This is a genomic window from Pseudomonas sp. App30 (genome assembly GCF_047947025.1).
Lineage (GTDB): Bacteria > Pseudomonadota > Gammaproteobacteria > Pseudomonadales > Pseudomonadaceae > Aquipseudomonas.
This window is the reverse complement of the sequence record NZ_CP133165.1, coordinates 6170353-6195466: the sequence shown is the minus strand read 5'-3', so window position 1 is coordinate 6195466 and position 25114 is coordinate 6170353. Positions and strand designations below refer to the sequence as shown.

The window sequence follows — 25114 nt, the reverse complement described above, 5'->3', positions numbered from 1 at the left end:
GTCAGATAGGTTGGGCAACGACGTTGATCATCTGCGCCATCAGGCCGGTGAAGTCGGCGTCGGCACTGGGCCGTTGTTCCCATTCGCCGATCTGCACCGAGCCTTCGTTGATGAACTTGCAGCGCTCGAAACGCCGTGCCATGAAGCGCTCCAGCACCTCGGCCAGGCTCAGCCGCGGCAGGCCGCACAGTTCGCCCAGCACCACCGCATCTTCCACCGCCTGGGCGGCGCCCTGGCCCATGTGCGGGGTGGTGGCGTGGGCGGCGTCGCCAATCAGCAGCACTCGGCCGCGGTACCAGGGCGCGGGCATCAGCAGCGCCTCCAGCGGGCGGTACACCACCTGGCTGTCGTCGGTGATCTGCTCGCGCAGCTCGGGCACCAGGCCGCCGTAGCCTTCCAGGCGCTTGCGGAACTCGGCGGCCAGGGTGTCAGGGGCGAAGAACGGGTTGCCCGGTTCCTCGAACACCGACAGCACGTACAGGCTGTCTTCGGTCAGCGGCGTGTAGCCGGCCTTGCCGCCCGGCTTGCCTTCGAACATGTGCGACCACAACAAGTCCTTGGGCCGCGGCAGGTTGTAGCGCCACACGCCCTGGCCGGTGAAGCGCGGTTTGTACTGTTCGCCGAACACCGTGGTGCGTACTTTCGAATACACGCCGTCGGCGCCCACCAGCAGGTCGTACTCGCCGCTGCTGCCGTCGGTGAAGCGCACCGCCACCTTGTCGGCGCTCTGTTCGATATCACTGAAGGTCAGGCCCAGGCGCAGGCTGGCACCGCTGGCGGCCACCGCGTCCAGCAGCACTTGGTGCAACGCCGGGCGGGTCAGGCCGAGGTTGGCCGGGTACTGCTTGCCGGCCAGCTGCGCGCCGCTGAGTTCGGCCTTCACCTGGCCCTGCTGGTTGCAGATGCGCAGGCCCTTGTAGGGGAAACCGGCGGCCACGGCGGCGTCGGCGATGCCCAGCTGGGCCATGGCCCGGATGCAGTTGGCCTGCACCACGATGCCCACGTGGTAGACCTTGGCCTGGGGGCTGATCTCGACGATATCAACCTCCACCCCGGCGTTGCGCAGGGCAATGGCGGCGCTCAGCCCACCAATGCCTGCGCCTACGATCAGCACTTTTGCGATGTCGCTCATCAAGCGTTCCTCATGCAACGATTCTTCTGGACGGCCACGCACGGGGAAGCCCGGCGCATGCCTGTGCAAACGGCGAAAGGGGGTCAGGTGTGGGGGGTATTCAGGGGAAGCGACATGGGGGTATCTCCGGTTTGTTCTTATTGTGTGCAGCGTTGGGGTTACCTTAAACAGCGGCCGGGTATGCCGGAAATTGTTTGTTTGGATGCGAGGCATTTGTGGGGTGGATGCTTGATCGCGGTGCCTGCTTCGCGACCAAGGTCGGCTCCTACCACACCCGGCGTAGGAGCCGGCCTTGGCCGCGATGCAGGCGCCGCGGTGGGAGGGTTATTCAACAGGCCGTCGCGCCAGCGTCTATGCGCAGATCTGTCGCCGTCACCCAGGCGGATTCATCGCTGGCCAGATACACCGCCGCCCAACCGATGTCTTCCGGCCGGCCGATACGCTGTGGCAGCAACTGATGGTCCAGCGCCGCCTGGCGAAACCCCGGGTCTGCGGCCAAATGCGCGCGGGTGGCACTGGTCTCGATCAACCCCGGTGAAATGCTGTTGGCGCGAATCCCGTGGGGCCCGCCCTCCATGGCCAGTTGCCGGGTCATGGCCAGCACCCCGCCCTTGCCCGCGCAATGGGCCAGGGCGGGTGAGCCCTTGAGGCTCATCCAGGCGTTGGCCGAGGCGAAGTTGATGATCGAACCGCCGCCGCGGGCCTTCAGCACTGGCCAGGCGGCCTGGCACAGCAGGAACACCAGGTCCAGCTCGCCGGTGAGGGTCTTGCGCCAGTGCTGCTGGTAGTCCATGTCTTCGATCCAGGCGAAGGCGCCGAAGGCTGCGGCGTTCACCACAATGTCGAAGCCTGCGTGCAGCCCGCAGGCGAACTCCACCAGGGCGGCGGCCTGGGCCGGGGCGGTGAGGTCGCAGGGGTCGAGGCTGTCGATGTGCAGCCCCTCGGCTGCGGCCAGGGCCACGGTGTGGCGGGCGGCGGCCGGGTCCAGTTCGGCGCCGACGACGCGCGCGCCCTGGCGGGCGAACATCAGCGCGCAGCACTGGCCGATGCCGCTGCCGATTCCGGTGACAATGGCGGTTTTTCCCAAGAGGCGCATGCGGTTTCCTTATGATTGCCAGTGAGGCCAATCACTATAAGAAGCCCCGCACGCCTGCGGAAATTCGGCTTGGGCATGCCTGCCATGGGCTCGACGAATAACCCCGGCGCAGGTATAACGGCAACAAATGCCTGTGCCCACAATCATAAGAAAAACGGAGCAACGACCATGCGTTTCCATGGTTTGGACTTGAACCTGCTGGTGGTGCTGGACGTGCTGCTGGCCGAGCAGAACATCACCCGTGCCGGCGAGCGCCTGCACCTCAGCCAGCCTGCCACCAGCGCCGCCCTGGCCCGCCTGCGCAGCTATTTCGACGACGACCTGCTGGTGCAGATAGGCCGCAAGATGGTGCGCACGCCCATGGGCGAAACCCTGGCGCAGCCGGTGCGCGACCTGCTGATACAGATGCGCGCCACCCTGGAAAACCGCAGCCAGTTCCAGCCGCAGCTGTCGAGCCGCACGTTTACCCTGATGGCCTCCGACTACGTGGGCATGGTGCTGATGCCCGAGGTCAGCCGGCGCTTGAATGCCATTGCCCCGCAGTGCGCCATCGAGCTGTTCTCGCCCACCGACGATGCGTCGCTTGAGATTGAACGCGGGCACGTGGACTTCCTGCTGCTGCCCGACACCCACATCCTCGAACAACACCCTTCGACGGCGCTGTTCAGCGACGAATTCGTCTGCGTGGTGTGCCGCGACCATGGCCCGCAGGCGCTGACCTTCGACGACTACAAGCACAACGGCCACGTGCTGGTGCGCTTCGGCACCGAACACCGTGCGCCCACGGTGGACGACTGGTTTTTGCGCAGCTTCGGCTTCGAGCGCAAGGTGGAAGTCACCACCCACACCTTCAACAGCGTGCCGCCCTACCTGATCGGCACCCCGCGCATCGCCACCATGCACAAGCGCCTGGCCCAGCGCTGGGCGCAGTACCTGCCGCTGCGCATCCTGCCCACGCCGTGGGCGGCGCCGCAGATGACCATCAGCCTGCAGTGGAACAAGTACCAGCAGCATGACCCAGGGTTGGCGTGGTTGCGCAATCTGGTTATCGAGACGGCGGCGAGCCTGGCCTGATCTGTAGCCTGCGGCAGCGGCTACGATGGCGTATGCTGCCCTTCTGACTCATTCCGAGGGGAAGGACCGCACCATGACCACCCAAACCGAAACCGCGATTCTCGCCGGCGGCTGCTTCTGGGGCATGCAGGACCTGCTGCGCCGCTACCCCGGCGTGCTCGCCACGCGCGTGGGCTACACCGGCGGCGACGTACCCAATGCCACGTACCGCAACCACGGCGACCACGCCGAAGCCATCGAGATCGTCTTCGACCCGGCGCGCATCAGCTACCGGCAGATTCTCGAATTCTTCTTCCAGATCCACGACCCCACCACCCCCAACCGCCAGGGCAATGACCGCGGGCCCAGCTACCGTTCGGCGATCTATTACCTGAACGAGCAGCAGCGTGACATTGCCGAAGACACCGAGGCCGATGTGAACGCTTCAGGGTTGTGGCCGGGGCGCGTGGTGACCGAGATCGAGCCGGCGGGGCCTTTTTGGGAGGCGGAGCCGGAGCATCAGGATTACCTGGAGCGTATTCCGAACGGGTATACCTGCCACTTCATTCGGCCTAGCTGGAAGTTGCCCAAGCGCGGTTAATGGCCAGGGCTCGGCGTCGCCTGTATCGCGGCCAAGGCCGGCTCCTACCCCAACCGTGGTAGGAGCCGGCCTTGGCCGCGATGGGGTTACCTCGTACAGGTTCCATGCGCCTGGCGCGTAGCCGCTGCCGAAGGCTGCGCTGGCCGGTGTGAACCCTGAAGATTGCCAGCGGGGCACAGGGCCGGCGCAGCCTGGCGGCAGCGGCTACGGTCAGGTGTGAGCCGTGGGGTGCGGCTGGGCCACCACCGCGTCCACCAGCGCCTTGGCGCTTTCCACCAGGTGCAGCACCGACCACAGCAGGCCGGAATGGCCAAGGCCGATGTCAGTCAGTTCGTAGGTGGTTTCGTAGGCGCCCTTGAGCAGCAGCGAGGCGTGGGCCAAGGCGTCTTCGGCCCTGGCGCCTTCGGGGATGCAGAACAGCGGCTGGTCGTCGCTGTCGCGGATGCCGAAGGGGTGGTTGTGGGTGGTGCGTGGGGTATCGAGGGTCAAATTGTCCATCTTTGGCTTCCATGTGGTTGCCCACACCCGCCGCTGCTAAACGGTGGGTGGCGGCTGTACGCGGGTTAGCAGACCGAGGAAACCAACGAACCCGGCGCATCCGAAGATGCCCCGCACACAGCCGCCATAGTGGCGGACCATCGGACACACAAGATGCGTCAGCTGGCCGTGAACCGGCGCTTGTTCGTTGATTTCCTCCAGGTCTGCTAAAACCCGACCACTGCAATGGCAGCGGCGAACGGAGGGTAATGGCAGCCCTGGAACCGGAACAAGCGCAGAATCCGCACGGGGTATTATTTCAGAAGCGTCCTACAAAAGCCCACGGCATAGCCGCCAAATCCTGACCATTACCCCCGTAGCAGCGGCCGCAGGCCGCGTCACCGGCGCCCCCTCCTTTCCTGGTACACCGCTGGACGCAGCCTGGCGGCAGCTGCTACGGGGTTGTGGTGAACGTTACGCGGTCGGGGTAGAACGCCACGTAGCCCTCGATACCGGCCACCGCCGGGTAGGGTTTTTCATAGCTCCACACCGCGTTCTCGCTGACCTGATCGCCCGCCACCAGGCTGAAATAACTGGCCTGGCCCTTGTACGGGCAATAACTGGAATGCGCCGTGCGCTGGAAGTGCCTGGCGACGATATCCGCGCGCGGCAGGTAATACACCGGCGGGTAATGCGCCTCCTTGAGCGTCAGCGCGCGGGAGGTGCGGGCAATGGTGGTGCCGTGGAACTGCACCTCCAGCGTGCCGCCCACGGGGCTGACGGTGATGGGGTGGTCGGCGGATGGCTGTTTCATCAGGTGCCTCGACGCAAAATGGTCCAACCACAAGCGTAGCCGTTGCCACGGGTCAGGCTTGATCGTACGCCACCCGCGCCGCCTCGATCGTCGGCGCCTGCTGCTCCAGCCACCCCACCAACCCTTCCAACCGCGCCACCAGTTCCATTCCCAGCGGCGTCAGGCGGTATTCCACCTGCGGCGGAATGGTCGGGATCACGGTGCGCTGCAGCATGCCGTCGCGCTCCAGCGCGCGCAGTTTCAGGGTGAGAATGCGCTGGGACAGCTCGCTGTCGGCCATGGCGTTGACCTCGCGCTGCAGTTCGGTGAAGCGCAGCATGCCGTGGCGCAGTATCAGCAACAGCAGCGGGCTCCAGCGGTCGCCCAGGCGCGCCAGGGTTTCGCGGATGGGGCCCTGGGGGTCGTTGCCGTTGTGCTGCACGCGGGCGCGCAGTTGGTCCAGGGCCTGGCGTTGGGCGTCGTCGTTCACGGGGTATTCCTTGTTATTGGCTGGGGGGTACGCACATTCAGGTAACCCACCCACATAAAAGTGCGATCTTCCGCGCGCTGCACGCCTGCCCCATCATCGCCCCCACAGCCAATGAGCTGACTGACAAGAACAACAATGACGCGGAAGGTCCACATGAATCACTACGATGTCGTCGCCATCGGCGGCGGGCACAACGGGCTGGTGGCCGCGGCCTACCTGGCCAAGGCCGGCAAGAAGGTCCTGGTGCTGGAGCGCAAGGACTACGTGGGCGGTGGCGTGTCGACGCGCCAGCTTAACACGCCCGGTTTCTGGCATGACGAGCACTCAAGCGTGCACATCATGATCCAGGGCAACCCCATGATCACCCAGGACGAACTGGGCCTGTTCAAGCACTTCGGGCTGAAATACAACTACTCCGACATTCCCCACGCCACGGTCTTTGAAGACGGCAGCGCGCTGATCACCTACCGCGACCTGGACAAGGCCTGCGAGTCGATCGCCAGCGTGTCGCCGCGCGATGCCGAGACCTACCGGCGCCTGGCGCTGAAAGCCATGGGCCTGCTGCCCATGTTCCTCTCCGGCTTCTACTCGCCGCCGCTGCCCATGGGCGCCATGGTCGCCATGCTCGACCAGAGCCTGGAAGGCCGCGAGCTGTTCGACGCCATGCAGCGCAGCACCCTGGACATCATCGACCACCTGTTCGAGCACGATAAGGTCAAGATCCACCTGCTGCGGGTGATCGCCGAGAACCTGCAGATGCCCGACGAGCTGGGCACCGGCATGGGCGTGTACGCCTTCGTCGGCATCATGCACAGCCACGGCGTGTCGCAGCCGGTGGGCGGCAGCGGCAAGCTGTCGGAGGCGCTGGCGCGCTGCATCGAACACTACGGCGGCGAGATCCGGGTCAACAGCGAGGTGCGCAAGGTGATCGTCAGCGACGGCCGCGCCGCCGGCGTGGAACTGAGCGATGGCGAACGCATCCTGGCCCGCGACGCGGTGATCGGCGCCCTGCACCCCCACGTCATCAGCCGCTTCGTCGAAGGCCTGGACGCCGGCGTGGTGCAACGCGCCGAACGCGCCAGCCTGGCGCCGTTCAGCCTGTTTGTCAGCCACTACGACCTGCACAACAAAGCCGAATTCCACGCCGGCCCCGACGTCGGCCGGGCGACCATGCTGACCATGATGAGCAGCGACCGCCTGGGCGACATGCTCGACGACTTCGACGAGCTGCGCCGCGGCCGCGTGTCCAAACGCAGGCTGGTGGCCGGCGGCGACGAGAGCATCAACGACCCCACCCGCGTGCCCGCCGGCAAGGGCATGTTCCACGGCATGACCTTCGCCCCCTACAACCTGGCCGACGGCGGCGCGGCGCGCTGGGACGAGTACAAGGAAGAGTTCGGCGACCTGAGCCTTGCGGCCTACCGCAAGTTCGTGAAGAACCTGACGCCCGACAACATCATTGCCCGCACCGTGTGCTCGCCGCTGGACCTTGAGCGCAGCTCGCCCAATTCCATGGTCAAGGGCGACGTGCACGGCGTGGCGCCCTACTTCTACCAGAACTTCGCCCACCGCCCCACGCCCGACCTGGGCCGCCTGAGCGTGCCGGGGCTGGACAACCTGTACCTGGTGGGGCCGTTCATGCACCCCGGCGGCGGTGTGTTCGGCGCAGGGCGTGGCACGGCCATCAAGATGTTCGATGACCTGGGCATGGATTTCGAGCGAGTGACGAGGAACTGACCATGAAGATTTTTGGCAGCGATAACAGTGAGCTGATGGCGGTAAGCACCATCGAGCGCAGCGGCAACGAGCTGGTGCTCAAGGGCAAGATTTTCGGCGCCATGCCGATGATCGCCAAGGTGCGCCCCGAGGAGGCGCGGGCGGCGTTGAAGTTGCTGGACTTCAGGACGGTGATGTTTTTGTTGAGCCTGTTGTTTCGGCCGACGGTGAAAGTGAAGAAGCCGCTCCGCTGATTGTCTTGTGGGAGCTGGCTTGCCAGCGAGTTTCTAGGGCCTCAACAACTCGCTGGCAAGCCAGCTCCCACAGGGGTATGTGTTACACCAACCGCTGGCCCTGCACGGATGCCGCCAGCGCGTCCAGGCTGGCCAGCGCCTGGGCGTCCAGGCGCAGGGTCAGCGCCGCCAGGTTTTCCTGCAACCGCACCCGGCGGCGGGTGCCTGGAATGGGCACCACGGTCAGCCCATGCACCTGCGCTCGCTGGTGCACCCAGGCCAGCGCCACCTGCGCCGCCGTTACCCCCAACTGCCCGGCCAAGGCCGTGACCTGCGCTGCCAGCTGGCGGTTGTGCTCACCGGCCGCGCCGCCAAACTGCGGCAGCAAGCCACGAATATCACCCTCGGCGCCCGTCAGCCCAGCGCCAGTCAACATGCCCCGGCCCAGTGGCGCGTACGGCACGAAGGCGATGCCCAGTTCCGCCGCCATGGGCACCACTTCGGCCTCCACGTCGCGGGCAAACAGCGACCATTCGCTTTGCACCGCGGTGATGGGGTGAATGCTGTGGGCCTCCTGCAACTCTTGCGCCGTGACCTCGCTCAGGCCCAGGTAACGCACCTTGCCGGCAGTGACGAGGTCGGCCATGGCGCCCACCGATTCCGCCAGCGGCACGTCCTTGACCCGGCGGTGCATGTAGTACAGGTCCAGGGTCTCGATGTTCAGCCGGCGCAAGGTTTCATCGATGGCGCGGCGGATGTACTCGGGGCGGTTGTCGAGGCTGAAATTCAGGCCCTCGCCGGGTGTGCGCACGAAGCCGAACTTGCTGGCGATCAGCACGTCGGCGCGGCGCGCACGGATGACCGGGCCAATGAAGCGTTCGTTGTCGCCGCTGCCGTACATGTCGGCGGTGTCGATCAGGCTGACGCCACGGTCCAGCGCCAGCTCCAGGGTGGCCCGGGATTCGTCGCGGTCGCTGACCCCGTAGAACTCGCTCATGCCCATGCAGCCCAGGCCTTGCACGCCCACCAGCGGGCCGTGGGCGCCCAGGCGGGTGGTGGCGATCGGGTCGTGTCCGTTCATTGCGTGGTGTCCTTTCAGTCAGTGAGCCGCCATGGTAAAAGTGCGAGGACAATGCGACTAGACAGCACAATCGGCATGGCCTTGTGAGCAGGATGCAGCAATGAAACGTGATGAACTGAACGATTTGGCGGCCTTCGTCGCCGTGGCTGACGAGCAAAGTTTCACCCGCGCCGCCGGGCGCCTGGGCATGTCACCCTCGGCCCTGAGCCACGCCATTCGTGGCCTGGAAAGCCGCCTGGGGCTGCGCCTGCTGACCCGCACCACGCGCAGCGTGGCGCCCACCGAGGCCGGCGAGCGGCTGCTGAAAACCCTACGCCCGTCGTTCGCCGCCATCGCCACCGAACTGGGCGCGCTGGGCGAGCTGCGCGCCACCCCGGCCGGCAGCGTGCGCATCACCACCGTGCACCAGGCGGCCGTGTCGATCCTTAGCCCCGCCCTGCCCGCCTTCCTGGCCCAGTACCCGGACATCCGCGTGGAAATCAACGTGGATGAGCGTTTCACCGACATCGTCGAGCAGCGCTTCGACGCCGGCATCCGCTTTGGCGAGTCGGTGGAGAAAGACATGGTGGCGGTGCGCATCGGCCCCGACCTGCGCGGCGCGGTGGTGGCGGCCCCCGCCTACCTGGCGGCCCATGGCACGCCGAAGACGCCCCAGGCGCTGACGACCCACCGCTGCATCAACTACCGCCTGGCCAGCAGCCAGGCCCTGTACCAGTGGGAGTTCGCGCACAAGGGGCGGCCGCTGCGGGTCAAGGTGGATGGCCCGCTGGTGTTCAACGACAACGGCCTGGTGGTGCAGGCTGCGGTGGATGGCCTGGGCATCGCCTGCGCCCTGGAAGAGCAGGTGGAGCAGCACCTGGCCAGCGGCAGGCTGGTGCGCCTGTTGCAAGCCTGGTGCCCGCTGTTCCCAGGCTTCTACCTGTACTACCCCGGCCACCGCCAGACGCCGCCAGACGCCGCCGGCGCTGGCGGCGCTGGTGGAGGCCTTGCGTTACCGCCCCGCGTAGGGGCTATGCTGATTGCTTTTGCGGAGCCTGCCCATGAGTGACTTCGACACCCTGTGCACGCTGATGGCCGCCCAGCCCTTCGTGGTGCTGACCGGTGCAGGCATCAGCACGCCCTCGGGCATCCCCGACTACCGCGACCGCGAGGGCGTGCGCCGCGGCCGCGCGCCGATGATGTTCCAGGAATTCCTCAGCGGCGCAGCCCTGCGCCAGCGCTATTGGGCGCGGGCCATGCTCGGCTGGCCGAAGGTGCGCCAGGCGCGCGCCAACGTCGCCCACCAGGCGCTGGCGGCGTTGCAGGCGCGCGGGTTGATCAGCGGCCTGATCACCCAGAACGTCGACGGCCTGCACGACCAGGCCGGCAGCACCGAGGTGGTGGAGCTGCACGGTAATTTGCACCGGGTGCTGTGCCTGGACTGCGGCCAGCGCCAGCGGCGCGATGCCGTGCAGGTGGTGATGGAGGCCGAGAACCCCTACCTGGCCGGCGTCGATGCCACCCAGGCGCCGGACGGCGACACCCTGCTGGACCCGCGCTTCGAGGCGCGCTTCAAGGTGCCAGTGTGCCCCCACTGCCATGGCCAGCGGCTCAAGCCCGACGTGGTGTTTTTTGGCGAAAACGTGGCGGCGCCTACCGCCGAACGGGCCATGGCCCTGGCCAGCGCGGCGCCTGGGCTGTTGGTGGTGGGCTCGTCGCTGATGGCGTATTCGGCGTTCCGCCTGTGCCGCGCGGTGGCCGAACGCGGGCGGCCGGTGGTGGCGATCAATCTGGGCAAGACCCGTGCCGATGATTTGTTGGCGATGAAGTTGGAAGTGCCGTGCGATGAGTGTTTGCCGCGGTTGGCGGCGGGCCTTGTGGGAGCTGGCTTGCCAGCGAGCCGTTGAGGCCCGAAAAGCTCGCTGGCAAGCCAGCTCCCACAGATCATTTGACGAACCGGGTCTCCTTGGACGGCCGGTAGCCGAAGTAGCCGCTGTAGCAGCGGCTGAAATGGCTGGGCGAGACGAAGCCGCAGGCCACCAGCACTTCCACCATCGACAGCTCGGTGTGCTGCAACAGGCGCCGCGCCTCGATGATGCGCACTTCCAGGTAATAACGCTGGGCCGTGGTGCCCAGTTGCTCCTTGAACAACCGCTCGATGTGCCGCCGCGAACGCCCGGCGTAGGCCGCCAGCTGGGCGAACTCCAGCGGTTCCTCGAGGTTGGCGTTCATCAGGTCGATGACCTGGCGCAACGCCGGGCTCACCGAGACGTTCTTCGACGGGTTGAGGCGCCGGTAGCGGGATTCGCCAAACGCCAGAATATCCTCGATGCCTTCGATCAGGGCCTTGTCGTGCAGGCCCTTGATCCACTCCAGGGTCATCTGAAACGCCCCCGCCGGGCTTGAGGCGGTGAGGCGGTCGCGGTCCAGCACGTAGGCTTCGCTGGTCACGTGGGACACCTTGGCGATTTCCGCCAGGGCCGGCCGGTGCTCGGGGTGGACCACGCAGCGGTAGCCGTTCAGCACCCCGGCGCGGCCCAGGAACCAGGCGCCGTTCCACAGCCCGGCCAGGGTCACCTCGCGGCTGGCGGCCGCGGTGATGAACGCGCTCAGGGCCGGGTCGGCCTTGAGCTCGGTGCGGTGGCCGCCGCACACCACCAGCAGGTCGAAATCCGCCGGCGTCACGGCGCCCAGCAGCGCATCGGGGCGAATCACCAGGCCCAGGTCGCTGGTCACCTCCTCGCCCGCCAGGCCCAGGGTGGTGCTGGCGAACAGCCCGGGGCGCAGCAGGTTGGCGGTGACCAGGGTGTCCAGGGCCTGGGTGAAGGCCGGCAGCGAGAAGTGCTCCAGCAGCACGAAGCCCACGCGGGTCTGCCGCGCGCCCGCCGCCGGGGCTGCGGGGCTGGCGCCTGCCTGGCGGGTGGCGGCAACGGGGGAAGTACGGTGTGAAATCACGTTGTTCTCTTATTCGTGGCTGGCGCCTACAGCAATAGAAAGCCGTGGGCCAGGGGGTCGCGGTCATCGACGAAAATTGTATTGTGCCCGGTGATCCTTGCCCAGCCTCCAATGCTGGGGGCGATGCCATCGTAGGTTCCCACCTTGAGCAGCGCCTCCACCCTTCCTTCGAACAGCGTGCCAATCAGGCTCTCGTGCCAGTAGGTGTCACCGGCCTTGAGCCGGCCCTTGCCCACCAGCTGCGCCATGCGCGCCGAGGTGCCGGTGCCGCCGGGCGAGCGGTCGATGGCCTTGTCGCCGTAGAACACCGCGCAGCGGCCGTCGGCCTTGGGGCTGCGCGGGGCGTCGCACCAGATGGCGTGGTGCACGCCGTGGATGTGGGTATGCAGCGGGTGCACCGGCTGGCACACCTGGGCCAGGGCCGTGCGCAGGCGCCGGCTGAGGCTGACGATGTCGCCGCTGCCCATGCCCTCCAGCCCCGGCCAGTTGGCTTGCGGCTCTACCACCGCATAGAAATTGCCGCCGTAGGCGATGTCCACCACCAGCCGCCCTGCCCCCGGCACGTCCACCTCGACGTTGGCGGCGTGCAGGTAGCTGGGCACATTGCGCAGGCGGATCGAATCGACCCCGCCGGGGCCCATCTGGTACTCGGCGTCCACCCGCCCGGCCGGGGTCTCGATGGCCAGCCGGCCCGGCTCGCGCGGGGTGACCAGGCCTTCTTCGATGGCCACCGTGGCCAGGCCGATGGTGCCGGCGCCGCACATGGGCAGGCAGCCGCTGACCTCGATGAACAGCGCGGCGAAGTCGCAGTCCTCACGCACACTGGGGTAAAGGATGGCGCCCGACATGACGTCATGGCCGCGCGGCTCGAACATCAGTGCGGTGCGCACCCAGTCGTGGTCACGCACGAAAAGGTCGCGGCGTTCGGCCATGGGCAGCAGCGGCAGCAGCGGCCCGCCGCCGGCCACCACGCGCACGGGGTTGCCGCAGGTGTGGGCGTCGATGCAGAAAAAGCTGTGGCGCATGGTCGACTCCTCAGGCCAGCTGGCGTGGTGAATGGCGCTGCAGGGCGCCACGGGACAGGCGGTCGAGCAACAGCGCCACGGCGACAATGGCCAGGCCGGCGCGCAGGCCCAGGCCCATCTCCATGCGCGTCAGGCCGCGCGTGACCTCGGCGCCCAGGCCGCCAGCGCCCACCAGCCCGGCCAGCACCACCATGGCCAGGGACAGCAGGATGCACTGGTTAAGCCCCACCAGCAGGGTGGGCGCGGCGGTGGGCAGTTCGATCTTCAACAGAATGTCGCGTGGCGAGGCGCCCGAGGCCTGGCCCAGCTCCAGCAGGTCCTTGGGCAGCTGCTTGAACGCCAGGGTGGTGAGCCGCAGCATCGGCGGGATGCCGTAGACGATGGTGGCGATGATCGCCGGCACGCGGCCCAGGCTGAACAGCATCACCGCCGGAATCAGGTACACCCATGGCGGCACGGTCTGCATGATGTTCAGCACTGGGGTGATCAGCGTGTCCACGCGCTTGACCCGCGCCGCCAGCACGCCCAGCGGGAAAGCCACGGCCACCGAGATCAGCACCGCCACCGAGACCAGGGCGATGGTCTGCAGGGACGCCAGCCACAGGCCGCTGAACAGGCAGAACAGCAGCATCAGCCCGGCGAACAGCGCCACGCGGCGGTTGGCGAAATACAGCGCCAGGGCCACGACGATGGCCACCAGCAGCAACGGCGGCGGCGCCAGCAATACGCCTTGCACCGCGCCCAAGGTGGCCTCGATGATTTCGCTGATGACCACGAACAGCGGGTGCAGGTGGCTGTTGAGCCAGTCCACCACGGGCGCCAGGTACTCGCCGGGGGAGAAACGCAGATCGGCAATGCTCATTGGCCACCTCCGGCCTTGCTGTGGGCGAAACTCTGCGCCAGGCGGTCGAGAATCAGGGTAAGAATGACGATGGCGACGGCGGCATTAATCGACTTGGCGATGTCCAGGGTGCGTATCGCGCCGTAGATGGACTCGCCCAGGCCGCCGGAGCCGACGATGCCAGCGATCACCACCATGCCGAAGGCCATCATCAGGCTCTGGTTGATGCCGGCCATGATGCTGGGCAGGGCGAACGGCAGGCGGATCTTGAAGAACATCTGCGTGGCGGTGACGCCGCTGGCGTCGCCCAGTTCGATGAACTCGCGCGGCGTCATGCGGATGCCCAGGGCGGTCAGGCGCAGCACCGGCGGCACGGCGACGATGAAGGTGGCCAGCAGCGCCGTGGCCGGGCCGTAGCCCAGCAGGGCGATGGCCGGCAGCAGGTAGATGTACGGCGGCAGGGTCTGCACCAGGTCCAGGCACGGGTCCACCAGCCGGTCCAGGCGCGGCGCCAGGCCGGCAGCCACGCCCAGGGGAATGCCCACCACCAGCGCCAGCACCGTGGCGGTCAGCACCAGGGCCAGGGTGCTGGTGGTTTCCGGCCACAGGCCGATCAGGTTGCAGCCCAGCAGCGCGACGAACGCCAGCAGCGCAAAGCGCCGGCCGACCAAACGCCAGCCCAGCAGCGCGATCAACAGGGCAATCACGTAGCACGGCGGCCAGGCCACCAGCCACAGCACGGCCTGGAACAGGCTCTTGAGCCCGGCGTTGGCCAGGTCGAACCAGTCGGCGCCGTGGTCCGACAGCCATTGCAGGCCGGCGTCGACGCGGTCGTCGAAGGGTTGGGCGAAATCGGGCAAGGCAACACTGGCCAGGCTCATTGGGCACGCTCCACCGCAGCCTCAGGCACATCCTGGGTGAAGTCGTTGGGCAAGCCCTGCACGCCGCGCAACAGGTCGCGCGGGGTGATGATGCCGACGATGGCGCCCTTGTCGGTGACGGCCAGGGCGTCGCGGTCCGAGGTCATGATCAGGCCGATCAGCTCGTCGATGTCGGCCTCGACCGTGGTTTTGCTCAGGCGCGACAGGTCGCTGCCCGGATGCGCGGCGCTGTAGGCGGCCACCGGGGTCATCACCGAGTGCGCCTTTACCAGGTGCAAGCGCGAGATGCCGGCGACGAACTCAGCCACGTAGTCATCGGCGGGGTTGAGGACGATGTCCTCGGCGGTACCCACCTGAATGATCACACCGTCCTTCATGATGGCGATGCGGTCGCCGATGCGGATGGCCTCGTCGAGGTCGTGGGTGATGAACACCGCCGACTTGCCCAGGTCCTTGGTCAGCTGGCGGAACTCGTCCTGCAGCTGGCGGCGGATCAGCGGGTCGAGGGCGCTGAAGGGCTCGTCCATGAGGATGATTTCCGGGTCGGCGGTGATCGCCCGGGCCAGGCCGACGCGCTGCTGCATGCCGCCGGACAGTTCATTGGGGTAGCGCTGGGCCCAGTCGGTGAGGCCGACCTTGGCCAGCGCGCGCTCGGCCACCTGGTAGCGCTCGGCCTTGCCCACGCCCTGCACTTCCAGGCCGAAGGCGGTGTTTTCCAGCACCGTGCGGTTGGGCAGCAGCGCCACGCTCTGGAACACCATGCCGATGTGACGGGCGCGCACCTGGCGCAGCTGGGTGGGGTTGAGGGTGGACAGGTCCTGGCCCTTCACCACCACCTTGCCGGCGCTGGGGGTAATCAGTTTGTTCAACAAGCGGATCAGCGTGGATTTGCCACTGCCGGACAGGCCCATGATGCAGAAGATCTCGCCCCGGCGCACCTGCAGGCTAACGTCGGAGACCCCGACCACACAGCTGAACTGTTGCAGCACCTGAGTCTTGCTCAGGCCTTTGTCCACCACCGCCTTCATGGCGGCAGGGGCGTTCTGGCCAAAGATTTTCCACAGGGACTGGCAATCGATCAGCACTTCATTGGCGTTTGCGTTGGACATTGTCATTTCGGAACCCGTCGAACCAGTTTTTCGCTGGTTTTTCTAATTAATCCAAGTTCGGCAGTGGCACAGCAGTGTCGAGGCTTATTGTTGTTTTACGTTTTCCCAGCGCTTGAGCAGTTCGCCGTGGCTGGCGGTCCAGCCCTGGATGGCCTGTTCCATGGTCTTGCCGTCCTTCACCTCGCCGTTGATGGCGGTGATGTCGGCCACCGGCACGAAGACGCTGGCCATCAGCTCACGGGCGTGGGGGTACTCAGCCGAGAAGCCCTTGTGGCCGATCCAGTAGTAGCCTTGTGGCGGCGGGAACACGCCTTTGGGGTCCTTGAGGAATTTGAGGTCGAACTTCTGCGCCATCCACGATGGCTCCCACACGGTGACGGCGATGGGTTCCTTGCGGTCCACGGCGGACTTCAGCGCGGCGGTCATGGCCGCGGTGCTGCCTTCCACCAGTTGCAGCTTGATGCCGTATTCGCTGACCGCCTTGGTGGCGTCGCTCATCAGGCCCGAACCGGGCTCGATGCCGATGATCTTGCCGCCCAGTTTGTCGGCGTTGTCGTTGAGTTGGTCCAGCGAATCGATGGGCACGTACTTGGGCACGGCGATGGCCTGGTACAGGCCGTGGGACACCGGCGAGAGTTTTTCCAGGCGGCTCTTGTTCTTGTTCCAGTAGTCATAGGCCGCGTAGTCGATCTGCGAAGCCAGTACCTGAATATCACCTTTGCCCAGGGCGGCGTAGGCAATGCCCCACTCCGAGAACTCCACCACTTTCACGGTATAACCGGAGTCTTCCAGCACTTTCTTGGTAATACCGGTAATGGGCGTCAGGTCTTCCCAGGACAACGTCCCCATGGTGATGGTCTTTTCCTCGGCGTGTACCGGCAACATCACCATACTTGCCAGGGTTGCCGCGCACAGTGCTTTCCACATCATTTTCATGTTCGACCTCGTAGTACGCCATAAACAACACAGGTTGAGTTTGTCAAAGCCACACGCCATCGCTCCGCACACGGCTGTATGCGGCCGTTACTTGTAAACGCCTCGTCGAATTTCACGCAGCCGGGCGCCGTACGCCTGTGCGTTGTTGCACTTGAACTCACTGGGGCCGGTTAGACCGGGACCGACCTTCACGGGCTGTTTGCGTCAGCGGCGGCCGGCTTGTGGGGCCCAGACTGGCACGGCGTTGGGGATCGGTCAACGCCTTGTATTCACGATGTATACGACACGAATACCTGAAATTTTTTTTGTTCCCAGGCCCAAAGCCTTGCGGTTCAAGGCGTTGCGCACATGGCTAGCAAAAGGCCTGGTCGCTAACGGGTAACAAGGCTGTCGTTTTCAGGACAGTGCAAGCGGCCTGCGGCAGCGCGCCACAGCCCCCTGGCGCGCCTCGAAATCGCCGCAAACGCCCGTGGCACAAGGGTTTCAGCGGAAAAAGCGACGATTGCAGGCCCCTTCAAACGGACAGATTGGGGCCTCTGGACACCCCGAGGAAACCTGCCCTATAGTGTGTCGACACGATGTATACACTAAGTATTCGTAACCCAATCGTGTGACACCGGTGTGAACAGCCACCGGGCTCAACCGATAACAATACCGGGGCGTTGAAATGGCAAAGGTCACCCATCTTCCAGCGGACGATTCCACCTGCGGCTGGTTCCACCTGGCACCGCCGCGCACGCCGCGGCCGGCCCATGCCGGGCACCGCTCGGCGCGCTGGGTGGTGGTCGGCGCAGGCTTCACCGGGCTGGCCGCGGCGCGGCAACTGGCCACGCACTTCCCCGACGAAGAGATCGTGCTGGTGGAGGCCCAACAGGTGGGCTACGGCAGCTCGGGCCGCAACGCCGGCTTTGCCATCGACCTGCCCCACGACATCGGCGCCGACGACTACATCGGTGACATCGCCACGGCGAAGATGAGCCTGGCGTTGAACCTGCAGGGCCAGTCGATTCTCAAGGCGCTGGTGAAGGAGCACGGCATCGACTGCCAGCTGCGCGAGTGCGGCAAGTACCAAGCCGCCATCGAGCACCGCGGCATCGCCGTGCTGGAGGCCTACCGCCGAGGCCTGGACAAGCTGGGCCAGTCCTACGAGGTGATCGCCGGGCATGACCTGCCCGGGCACATCGGCACCGGCTTCTACCGCCAGGCGCTGTTCACCCCCGGCACCGCCCTGGTGCAGCCCGCCGCCCTGGTGAAAGGCCTGGCCGACAGCCTGCCGGGCAACGTCACCCTCTACGAACACACGCCCATCACCCAGGTGGAATACGGCGCCCAGACGCGCCTGGTGCATGCAGGCGGCAGCCTGCTGGCCGACAAGCTGGTGCTGACCAACAACGCCTTCGGCATGAGCTTCGGCTTCCTCAAGGGGCGCATGCTGCCGATCTTCACCTACGCCAGCCTGACCCGGCCGCTGACCGCCGACGAGCAGGCGCGCCTGGGCGGCAAGCCGTACTGGGGGGTGATTCCCGCCGACCCGTTCGGCACCACCCTGCGCCGCACCGTGGACAACCGCCTGCTGGTGCGCAACAGCTTCAGCTTCAACCCCGACGGCGCCAGCCGGCAGAAGTACCTGCAGCTGTTCGCCAAACGCCACCGGGCGTCGTTCGCCAAGCGCTTCCCGATGCTGCCGGACGTGGGCTTCGAGTACACCTGGGGCGGCTCGCTGAGCCTGTCGCGCAACCACATGGCGCACTTTGGCCAACTGGCGCCCAACGTCTACGGGGCACTGTGCTGCAACGGCCTGGGCGTGACCCGCGGCACGGTCACCGGCACCCTGCTGGCCGACTGGCTGGCGGGCGAGCGCAGCCACCTCACCGACTTCCTGCTGGCCGCCCCCGGCCCCAGCCAGAACCCGCCGCAGCCGCTGCTGTCGGCCGGGGTGAACATGAACCTGGCCTGGGGCCAATACCGCGCCGGCCAGGAGAGCTGATCACGCTTGAGCCTGTTTCAACACTCTTGCACCAACAATAACAACAACGCCCCTTGTGGGAGCTGGTTTACCAGCGAGCTATCGAACAACTGCCAAAACTCGCTGGCAAGCCAGCTCCCGCAACGTACGCCCGGTGATGCAGTACCGGGCGATAGAGGAGAGACTCATGAAACCTTCAAACTGTTGCATTGAAGATGTTCCGCTCAATGCCTTTCACCGCAAACTTACCCTGCGTTCGGGCGGTGGTTCTTTTGTCGACGGTTATGTACTGAGTATTATCGGTATTGCCATGTTGCAAATGTCCGCGGCGTTGCAACTTACCGAATTCTGGCAAGGCATGATTGCCGCCTCGGCGTTAATTGGCGTGTTCTTTGGTGGCTTCTTCGGGGGGTTCCTGACTGATCGCCTGGGCCGCAAGAAAGTTTATTTTATTGGCCCGCTGTTATTTATTGTCTGTTCCCTGGCGCAACTGTGGGTGGACTCGGCCCCCGCGCTATTCTTGTGCCGCTTTGTCATCGGCCTGGCCGTGGGCATCGAATACCCGGTGGCCACCGCGCTGCTGGTAGAGTTCCTGCCGCGCAAATACCGCGGCCCACGCCTGGCCGCCTTGACCATCCTGTGGTTTGCCGGCGCCGCCTTCGCCTACATCGTCGGCAACACGCTGATCAACCTGGGCGGCGATGACGCCTGGCGCTATGTGCTGGCCAGCGCCGCGGCCATCGGCCTGGGCCTGTTGCTGTTGCGCCTGGGCACCCCGGAATCGCCACGCTGGCTGCTGAGCAAGGGCCGCGCCGCCGAGGCCGAACAGGTCATCAAGGGCGTGTATGGCCCGCAGTTCAGCCTGGCCAACCTGCCGGAACAGGCGGAGCTGGCCTGCACCACGCTGTGGGGCCTGCTGGTGAGCGGCTACGCCAAGCGCCTGGTGTTCGTCACGCTGTTCTGGTCGTGCTCGATCATTCCCGTGTTCGCCGTGTACGCCTTCGCGCCCAAGGTGCTCGAAGCCCTGCACCTGAAGGGCGACTGGGCGGCCTTCGGCTCCATCGCCATCACCCTGCTGTTCGTCATCGGCTGCATTTTCGCCAGCCAGCTGATCAACGTCATGGGCCGGCGCAGCATGCTCATTCACAGCTTCCTCTGGTCGGGCCTGGCGCTGTTGCTGCTGGGGCTGTTCCCCGACGGCAACGAACTGCTGGTGCTGGCCCTGTTCGGCGCCTACGCGCTGTTCATCGGCGGCGCCCAGGTGCTGCAACTGGTGTACCCCAACGAGCTGTTCCCCACTGAAATCCGCGCCGTTGCCGTGGGCATCGGCACCTCGCTGTCGCGGGTTGGCGCGGCGGTGGGCACCTACCTGGTGCCCCTCTCGCTACAAGGCATTGGCATCGGCCACACCATGTATGTGGCCGCCGCCGTGACCCTGGTGGGCCTTGTGGCTGCCTGGGCCATGGCCCCTGAAACCCGCTCACTGAGCCTGCGCGACGCCGCGGCGCTCGGCAATTGAACCTGCTGCCCCTTATCTAGGAGAACCACGCATGACTTTCGAAGGCATCTACACCCCGGCCATCACCGCGCTGACCGCCGACGGCCAGATCGACCGCCACGCCTTTGCCGAGACCCTGGAATACCTGATCGAGGCCAAGGTGCACGGCATCATCATCGGCGGCTCCACCGGCGAGTACTACGCCCACACCGCCCAGGAGCGCCTGGACCTGGCCACCCACGCCAAGGCCGTGATCGGCACCCGCCTGCCGCTGGTGATCGGCACCGGCGCCATCCGCACCGAAGACTCGGTGGCCTACGCCCAGGCCGCGCGCGAGATCAAGGCCGACGCCATCCTGGTGGGCTCGCCGCCCTACGCCCTGCCCACCGAGCTGGAAAACGCCGCGCACCTGCAGGCCGTGGACCGCGCCGCCAACCTGCCGATCATGCTGTACAACTACCCGGCGCGCATGGGCGTGAGCATGGGCGCCGCCTACTTCGCCGCCATCAAGCAGGTGAAGAACGTGGTGGCCATCAAGGAAAGCTCCGGCGACCCGGCGCAGCTGCACTTCCTGGCCCGCAACTACCCCAACATCGCCCTGTCCTGCGGCTGGGACGACCAGGCCCTGGAATTCTTCGCCTGGGGCGCGCGCAGCTGGGTATGCGCCGGTTCCAACTTCATTCCGCGCGAGCACGTGGCGCTGTACGAGGCCTGCGTGGTGGCGAAGGACTTCGACAAGGGCCGCAGGATCATGTCGGCGTTCATGCCGCTGATGGATTTCCTCGAAAGCGGCAAGTTCGTGCAGTCGATCAAATACGGCTGCGAACTCAACGGCCAGAGCACCGGCGGCGTGCGCGCACCGCTGCAGGCCATGACGGCTGAAGAGAAGCAGGCGCTGAAGAACGTCATCACTGACCTCAAGCGCGAAGTGGCGCAAATCACCGGAGGTGCGCAATGAGCGCGTTGCTGAGCAAGGCCGAGTACGCGGCCATCGCTGAAACCCTGGTGCTGCCGACCCAGGCGTTCGTTGACGGCGCGCCCTATGCCTCGCGCTCGGGCAAGACCTTCGCCACCACCAACCCGGCCACCGATAAAGTGCTGGCGCACGTCGTGGCCTGTGACAGCAGCGACGTCGACCACGCCGTGGCCGCCGCCAAGGCCGCCTTCGAGGACGGCCGCTGGAGCAAGCTTTCGCCCGGCGCACGGAAGAAGGTGCTGCTGCGCTTCGCTGATCTGCTGGAACAGCATGCCGACGAACTGGCGGTGATGGAAAGCCTGGACAGCGGCAAGCCGGTGCGCGAGTGCGCGCTGATCGACGTGCCGGAAACCATCCACATGATCCGCTGGCACGCCGAGTTGATCGACAAAATCTACGACAACACCGCCCCGGTGGGCAACGACGCCCTGACCCTGGTGGTGCGCGAAGCCATCGGTGTGGTCGGCCTGGTGCTGCCGTGGAACTTCCCGCTGCTGATGCTGGCGTGGAAAATCGGCCCGTCGCTGGCGGCCGGCTGCTCCATCGTGGTCAAGCCAGCCACCGAGACCACCCTCACCGCCTTGCGCGTGGCCGAGCTGGCCTTCGCGGCCGGCGTGCCGGCAGGCGTGTTCAACGTGCTGCCCGGCGGCGGCCAGGAAGTGGGCGAACCGCTGGGCCGGCACATGGACGTGGCCATGGTCAGCTTCACCGGCTCCACCGCCACCGGCCGCCGCTTCCTGCACTACGCCGCTGACTCCAACCTCAAGCGCATCGTGCTGGAGTGCGGCGGCAAGAACCCGGCCGTGGTCATGAGCGATGTCGAGGACCTGGACCTGGTGGCCAGCCACGTGGTCAACGGCGCGTTCTGGAACATGGGCGAGAACTGCTCGGCGTCCTCGCGGCTGATCGTCAACGAAGACATCAAGGACGATTTGCTCGAACGCATCGCCGTGCACCTGCGCGAATGGCAACTGGGCGACCCGCTGGACCCGGACAACCGCCTGGGCGCCATGGTCAGCAAGGCGCATTTCGACAAGGTGGCCTCCTACCTTGAACAGGCGCGCGTGGAACAGCTGCAGGTGCGCGTGGGCGGCCAGACTGAGCAAGGCGTGTACGTGCAGCCCACGGTGGTGGACGGCGTGCCAGCCGACAGCCGCCTGTTCCAGGAGGAGATTTTCGGGCCGGTGCTGGCGGTGACCACCTTCAAGACCATCGACCAGGCCATCGCCCTGGCCAACGACACCGTGTACGGCCTGGCGGCGTCGGTGTACACCGACAACCTGCGCAACGCCATCAAGCTGTCGCGCGAGATTCGCGCCGGCATCGTCACCGTCAACTGCTTCGGCGAAGGCGACGCCTCCACCCCGTTTGGCGGCTACAAGGAGTCGGGGTTCGGCGGGCGCGACAAGTCGGTGTGGGCGCACGACCAGTACACCGAGATCAAGACCATCTGGATCGACGTGTCCGAGCGCTGATTCCAGACGCGGCCTGCGGCCGCTGCTACAAGGACGCGCGCACCCCGCCGATCGCGCGGTTCCCGTAGCAGCGGCCGGAGGCCGCGTCCGAGGCGTCAGGGAATGACGCTGGGCGGCGGCGCGGCGCGGGTGTGGCGCACGGTCCAGGTGATGTGTTCCTGGTGGGTGATGACCGTGCGCACCAGCACCACCCGCGCCGGCGCGGCGGCGGCCGTGCGCTGGCGGGCGGCTGCCGCCGGGTCGTTGCCGCTGGCGGGCGGCACGAAGGTGCTTTCGCCCGCGCCCGGCGCGCAGGGCGTGGCGGCAAAGGCCACCGCGCCATCGGGAGCAACGCATTTATAGGCGGTCGCAAACGCCGAGGGCGCAGCCAGCGCCAGCAGTACGATCAACGCTTTTCTCATCACCGCACTTCCCTGTCTGCCCAGTGGCGGCGTAATGCTATCAAGCAGTCAAGTGCTTGTCTCGTGAATCAACGACGCCTCGTGCAGCACCGACGGCTCGACGTCATGAATGCCCTGCCGGCGCGCCTTCAACGGCCCGCCGGCGCGGCCATTGAACACCGCGGCTATCTCGGCCAGGATGGCCATGGCCACGCTTTCCGGGTTGTCGCCGCCCAGGTCCAGGCCCATGGGGTAATGCAGGCGGTCCAGCGCGGGCAGGTGCGCGGCGTCCATGTCCGCCAGCAGCCGCTCGGTGCGGTCCCGTGGGCCCAGCTGGCCGATGTACGCCGCACCGCTGCCCAGCGCCGCCTGCAACCAATGGAAGTCCTGGGTCAGGCTGTGGGTCATGACGGCCACGGCGGCGCCGTTCAACTGCACGCTGGCCGGCAACGGCTCGCGCGCCTGGGCGCACAGCACCGCCTGGGCCTGGGGGAAACGCTCGGGGCGGGCGAAATGCGAGCGGCCGTCCACCACCGTGACCTTCCAGCCCAGCAGGTCGGCCATGCGCACCAGCGGCTGCACGTCGTGGCCGGCGCCGAATACCACCAGCCGGCGCGCCGGGGCCAGGTATTCCAGGAACACCTCGACTTCACCCCACTCGCCACGGTAACGGCGCAGCGCCGACTTGCCCTGCTGCAGCACGCAGGCAAGCCCCTGCTGCACCTGATCATTCAACGCCTGCGGCCAACCTTCGCTGCCCAGCACGCTGCGCGCGCCGACCGGCAACGGCCCGTCGCTGGCGATCACCGTGGCCAGGGCGCAGGCCTCGCCACGGTCGCGCACCCGGCGCAAAGTGCGCATCAGCAGCGAGTCGTGCTGCACGCGCTCCATCAACACGAACACCGTGCCGTTGCAGCCCAGGCCGAAACTGAACGCGGCCTCGTCCAGCGGGTCGTCTTCATCGGCGGCGGTGCTGTAGGCCACCACCTTGGGCCCCTGTTCGCTCAGCCACCAGGCCTTGCGCGCCACCTCGTTTTCCAGGCAGCCGCCGCTGACCGTGCCGCGCGGGTCGCCCACCTGGGGGATGAGCATGCGCGCGCCCGGCCGGCGGTAGGCCGAGCCCTGGACCTTGACGACGGTGGCCAGCACCGCCTCGGCGCCGTCATCCAGGGCGCCCAGCAGCTCATCAATGCAGTGCACTGGCACGGCTCCGGGCCACTTGCTGGGCGGTGATGCGGGCATCGGTTTCGCCAAAGCGGCGCAAGACGAAGGTACTCACGGCGGCCAACTCCTGGTTGCTGTAGGCCTGGGCAAAATCAGGCATCTTCTGTTGCGACCCGAACGTGAACGGATAGTGCCCGGCCAGCAACACGGCAACGACGTTGGTGCCCGCCGGATCGTTCAGCGACTTGAGCCCGGTGAGGGTCGCAACGCCAGTCTGGTTGCCCTGCCCGTCCAGGCGGTGGCAGCCGGCGCAGGCGTCGACGAACACCTTGCGGCCCAGGCCATCGCCCGGCGGCAGCGGCCCGTCGTTGACCGCCACCGCCGGCCGCGCAATGCCCTCGGCACGGGCCGGCGAGCCCTGCAGGTACACCGCCACCGCCTTGATGTCAGCCGGGGTGAGGAAGCGCAGGCTGTGCTCCACCACGTCGCTCATCGGCCCGCCGGCCATGGCGTAGCCGGGCGCCTCGCCGGTGGCCAGGTAGCGGGTCAGCACGTCCTGGGGCCAACCGCCCACGCCATAGCGCTTGTCGGCGCTGATGTTGTAGGCCTGCCAGTTGCCGAGGGTGGCGCCGGCCAGGGACTTGCTGGTGTCCACCGCCTGGGCCAGGTTGCGCGGCGAATGGCACTCGCCGCAGTGGCCGGGGCCCTGCACCAGGTAGGCGCCGCGGTTCCACTCGGCGGATTGCGCAGGGTCCGGCGTGAAGCGCTTGTCGTCGGCGAACACCATGTTCCACAGGGCCATGCCCCAGCGCTGGTTGAACGGGAAGCCGATGCTGTTTTCCTTCGGCGGCTGGTTCACCGCCGGCAGGCTGGTGAGGTATGCCTTGATCGCCAGGATGTCCTCGCGCGGCATCAGCGTGTACGAGGTGTAGGGGAACGCCGGGTAATAGTGCTTGCCGTCCTTGCCCACGCCTTTCTGCAGGGCGCTGACGAAGTCGTCGTCGCTCCAGCTGCCGATGCCGGTGGCGGTGTCGGCGGTAATGTTGGGCGAGTACAGGGTGCCGAACGGCAGCTGGAACGCCAGGCCGCCGGTGAACGGCTTGCCGCCGGGGGTGGTGTGGCAGGCCTCGCAGTCGGCGGCGCGGGTCAGGTATTCGCCCTTGGCGATCAACTGCGGGTCGGCGGCCAGGGCGTTGGCCCCCAGCACGGCCAGGGTGGCGGCCAGGGCAATCTTGATAAACGTCATGTCAGCCATCC

The 25114-nt window shown here is 66.7% G+C and carries 24 protein-coding genes and 1 pseudogene; 10 read left to right on the top strand and 15 right to left on the bottom strand.

Features of this window, described 5'->3' with window-relative positions:
• Window position 1 precedes the first annotated feature (1 nt).
• Window positions 2-1132, bottom strand: coding sequence for an FAD-dependent oxidoreductase (locus tag RAM80_RS28570; RefSeq protein WP_416423724.1), 1131 nt, complete (start codon window positions 1130-1132; stop codon window positions 2-4).
• Window positions 1133-1460: 328 nt separating this feature from the next.
• The gene (locus tag RAM80_RS28565) at window positions 1461-2228 is read right to left on the bottom strand and encodes an SDR family NAD(P)-dependent oxidoreductase (RefSeq protein WP_416423723.1); all 768 of its coding nucleotides are present in this window, start codon (window positions 2226-2228) and stop codon (window positions 1461-1463) included.
• Window positions 2229-2396: 168 nt separating this feature from the next.
• Here RAM80_RS28565 and RAM80_RS28560 point away from each other — a divergent pair, with 168 nt between their 5' ends.
• Together RAM80_RS28560 and msrA are read left to right on the top strand one after the other, a co-directional pair.
• Complete coding sequence (locus RAM80_RS28560) at window positions 2397-3302, top strand: LysR family transcriptional regulator (protein WP_416423722.1); 906 nt, start codon at window positions 2397-2399, stop codon at window positions 3300-3302.
• 73 nt (window positions 3303-3375) lie between these two features.
• Entirely contained in the window at window positions 3376-3882 is a 507-nt protein-coding gene (msrA, locus tag RAM80_RS28555; protein WP_416423721.1) for a peptide-methionine (S)-S-oxide reductase MsrA, read from the top strand.
• Window positions 3883-4092: 210 nt separating this feature from the next.
• On the opposite strand, the gene RAM80_RS28550 is transcribed toward msrA, so the two are convergent.
• The 3 genes from RAM80_RS28550 to RAM80_RS28540 form a co-directional block, all read right to left on the bottom strand.
• Complete coding sequence (locus tag RAM80_RS28550; RefSeq protein ID WP_416423720.1) at window positions 4093-4380, bottom strand: DUF3077 domain-containing protein; 288 nt, start codon at window positions 4378-4380, stop codon at window positions 4093-4095.
• 433 nt (window positions 4381-4813) lie between these two features.
• Window positions 4814-5173, bottom strand: coding sequence for a DUF427 domain-containing protein (locus RAM80_RS28545; RefSeq protein ID WP_416423719.1), 360 nt, complete (start codon window positions 5171-5173; stop codon window positions 4814-4816).
• 52 nt (window positions 5174-5225) lie between these two features.
• On the bottom strand, window positions 5226-5642 hold the full coding sequence (locus RAM80_RS28540) for a winged helix-turn-helix transcriptional regulator (protein WP_416423718.1): 417 nt from the start codon (window positions 5640-5642) through the stop codon (window positions 5226-5228).
• Window positions 5643-5777: 135 nt separating this feature from the next.
• On the opposite strand from RAM80_RS28540, the gene RAM80_RS28535 reads away from it, so the two are divergent.
• Together RAM80_RS28535 and RAM80_RS28530 are read left to right on the top strand one after the other, a co-directional pair.
• Window positions 5778-7379, top strand: a complete 1602-nt coding sequence (locus RAM80_RS28535) for a phytoene desaturase family protein (protein ID WP_416423717.1) — start codon at window positions 5778-5780, stop codon at window positions 7377-7379.
• A gap of 2 nt (window positions 7380-7381) precedes the next feature.
• Window positions 7382-7612: a hypothetical protein gene (locus tag RAM80_RS28530; protein WP_416423716.1), complete on the top strand. Its 231-nt coding sequence runs from the start codon at window positions 7382-7384 to the stop codon at window positions 7610-7612.
• An 82-nt stretch (window positions 7613-7694) separates the two neighbouring features.
• Here RAM80_RS28530 and RAM80_RS28525 read toward each other — a convergent pair whose 3' ends face one another.
• Window positions 7695-8672: an aldo/keto reductase gene (locus tag RAM80_RS28525; protein WP_416423715.1), complete on the bottom strand. Its 978-nt coding sequence runs from the start codon at window positions 8670-8672 to the stop codon at window positions 7695-7697.
• Between the two features lie 100 nt (window positions 8673-8772).
• Here RAM80_RS28525 and RAM80_RS28520 point away from each other — a divergent pair.
• Window positions 8773-9679: pseudogene (locus tag RAM80_RS28520) on the top strand (LysR family transcriptional regulator).
• A gap of 33 nt (window positions 9680-9712) precedes the next feature.
• A complete protein-coding gene (locus RAM80_RS28515; protein WP_416423714.1) occupies window positions 9713-10558 on the top strand; it encodes an NAD-dependent protein deacetylase in 846 nt (281 codons plus the stop codon).
• Window positions 10559-10595: 37 nt separating this feature from the next.
• Here the strand turns inward: RAM80_RS28515 and RAM80_RS28510 are convergent, their stop codons facing one another.
• The 6 genes from RAM80_RS28510 to RAM80_RS28485 form a co-directional block, all read right to left on the bottom strand.
• Complete coding sequence (locus RAM80_RS28510; RefSeq protein WP_416427583.1) at window positions 10596-11516, bottom strand: GlxA family transcriptional regulator; 921 nt, start codon at window positions 11514-11516, stop codon at window positions 10596-10598.
• 116 nt (window positions 11517-11632) lie between these two features.
• A complete protein-coding gene (locus RAM80_RS28505; RefSeq protein WP_416423713.1) occupies window positions 11633-12631 on the bottom strand; it encodes a 4-hydroxyproline epimerase in 999 nt (332 codons plus the stop codon).
• Between the two features lie 10 nt (window positions 12632-12641).
• Window positions 12642-13493, bottom strand: a complete 852-nt coding sequence (locus RAM80_RS28500; RefSeq protein ID WP_416423712.1) for an ABC transporter permease — start codon at window positions 13491-13493, stop codon at window positions 12642-12644.
• Window positions 13490-14353, bottom strand: a complete 864-nt coding sequence (locus tag RAM80_RS28495) for an ABC transporter permease (RefSeq protein WP_416423711.1) — start codon at window positions 14351-14353, stop codon at window positions 13490-13492. Before RAM80_RS28495 ends, RAM80_RS28500 begins: the two co-directional genes overlap by 4 nt.
• Window positions 14350-15468, bottom strand: coding sequence for a quaternary amine ABC transporter ATP-binding protein (locus tag RAM80_RS28490; protein ID WP_416423710.1), 1119 nt, complete (start codon window positions 15466-15468; stop codon window positions 14350-14352). The genes RAM80_RS28495 and RAM80_RS28490 overlap by 4 nt, the downstream gene beginning before the upstream one ends.
• A gap of 78 nt (window positions 15469-15546) precedes the next feature.
• A complete protein-coding gene (locus RAM80_RS28485) occupies window positions 15547-16398 on the bottom strand; it encodes a glycine betaine ABC transporter substrate-binding protein (RefSeq protein ID WP_416423709.1) in 852 nt (283 codons plus the stop codon).
• A 667-nt stretch (window positions 16399-17065) separates the two neighbouring features.
• On the opposite strand from RAM80_RS28485, the gene RAM80_RS28480 reads away from it, so the two are divergent.
• The 4 genes from RAM80_RS28480 (at window position 17066) to RAM80_RS28465 (ending at window position 22313) form a co-directional block, all read left to right on the top strand.
• Window positions 17066-18385: an NAD(P)/FAD-dependent oxidoreductase gene (locus tag RAM80_RS28480; protein WP_416423708.1), complete on the top strand. Its 1320-nt coding sequence runs from the start codon at window positions 17066-17068 to the stop codon at window positions 18383-18385.
• A gap of 166 nt (window positions 18386-18551) precedes the next feature.
• Window positions 18552-19883, top strand: a complete 1332-nt coding sequence (locus RAM80_RS28475) for an MFS transporter (RefSeq protein WP_416423707.1) — start codon at window positions 18552-18554, stop codon at window positions 19881-19883.
• Window positions 19884-19914: 31 nt separating this feature from the next.
• Entirely contained in the window at window positions 19915-20820 is a 906-nt protein-coding gene (locus RAM80_RS28470) for a dihydrodipicolinate synthase family protein (RefSeq protein ID WP_416423706.1), read from the top strand.
• Window positions 20817-22313, top strand: coding sequence for an aldehyde dehydrogenase (locus tag RAM80_RS28465; protein ID WP_416423705.1), 1497 nt, complete (start codon window positions 20817-20819; stop codon window positions 22311-22313). The genes RAM80_RS28470 and RAM80_RS28465 overlap by 4 nt, the downstream gene beginning before the upstream one ends.
• Window positions 22314-22408: 95 nt before the next feature.
• On the opposite strand, the gene RAM80_RS28460 is transcribed toward RAM80_RS28465, so the two are convergent.
• From RAM80_RS28460 to RAM80_RS28450, 3 genes are read right to left on the bottom strand one after another with little or no spacing between them, the layout of a single operon-like run.
• A complete protein-coding gene (locus RAM80_RS28460) occupies window positions 22409-22714 on the bottom strand; it encodes a DUF4124 domain-containing protein (protein WP_416423704.1) in 306 nt (101 codons plus the stop codon).
• 48 nt (window positions 22715-22762) lie between these two features.
• Entirely contained in the window at window positions 22763-23893 is a 1131-nt protein-coding gene (locus RAM80_RS28455; protein ID WP_416423703.1) for an XdhC family protein, read from the bottom strand.
• Complete coding sequence (locus RAM80_RS28450) at window positions 23880-25103, bottom strand: c-type cytochrome (protein ID WP_416423702.1); 1224 nt, start codon at window positions 25101-25103, stop codon at window positions 23880-23882. The genes RAM80_RS28455 and RAM80_RS28450 overlap by 14 nt, the downstream gene beginning before the upstream one ends.
• Between the last annotated feature and the right edge of the window lie 11 nt (window positions 25104-25114).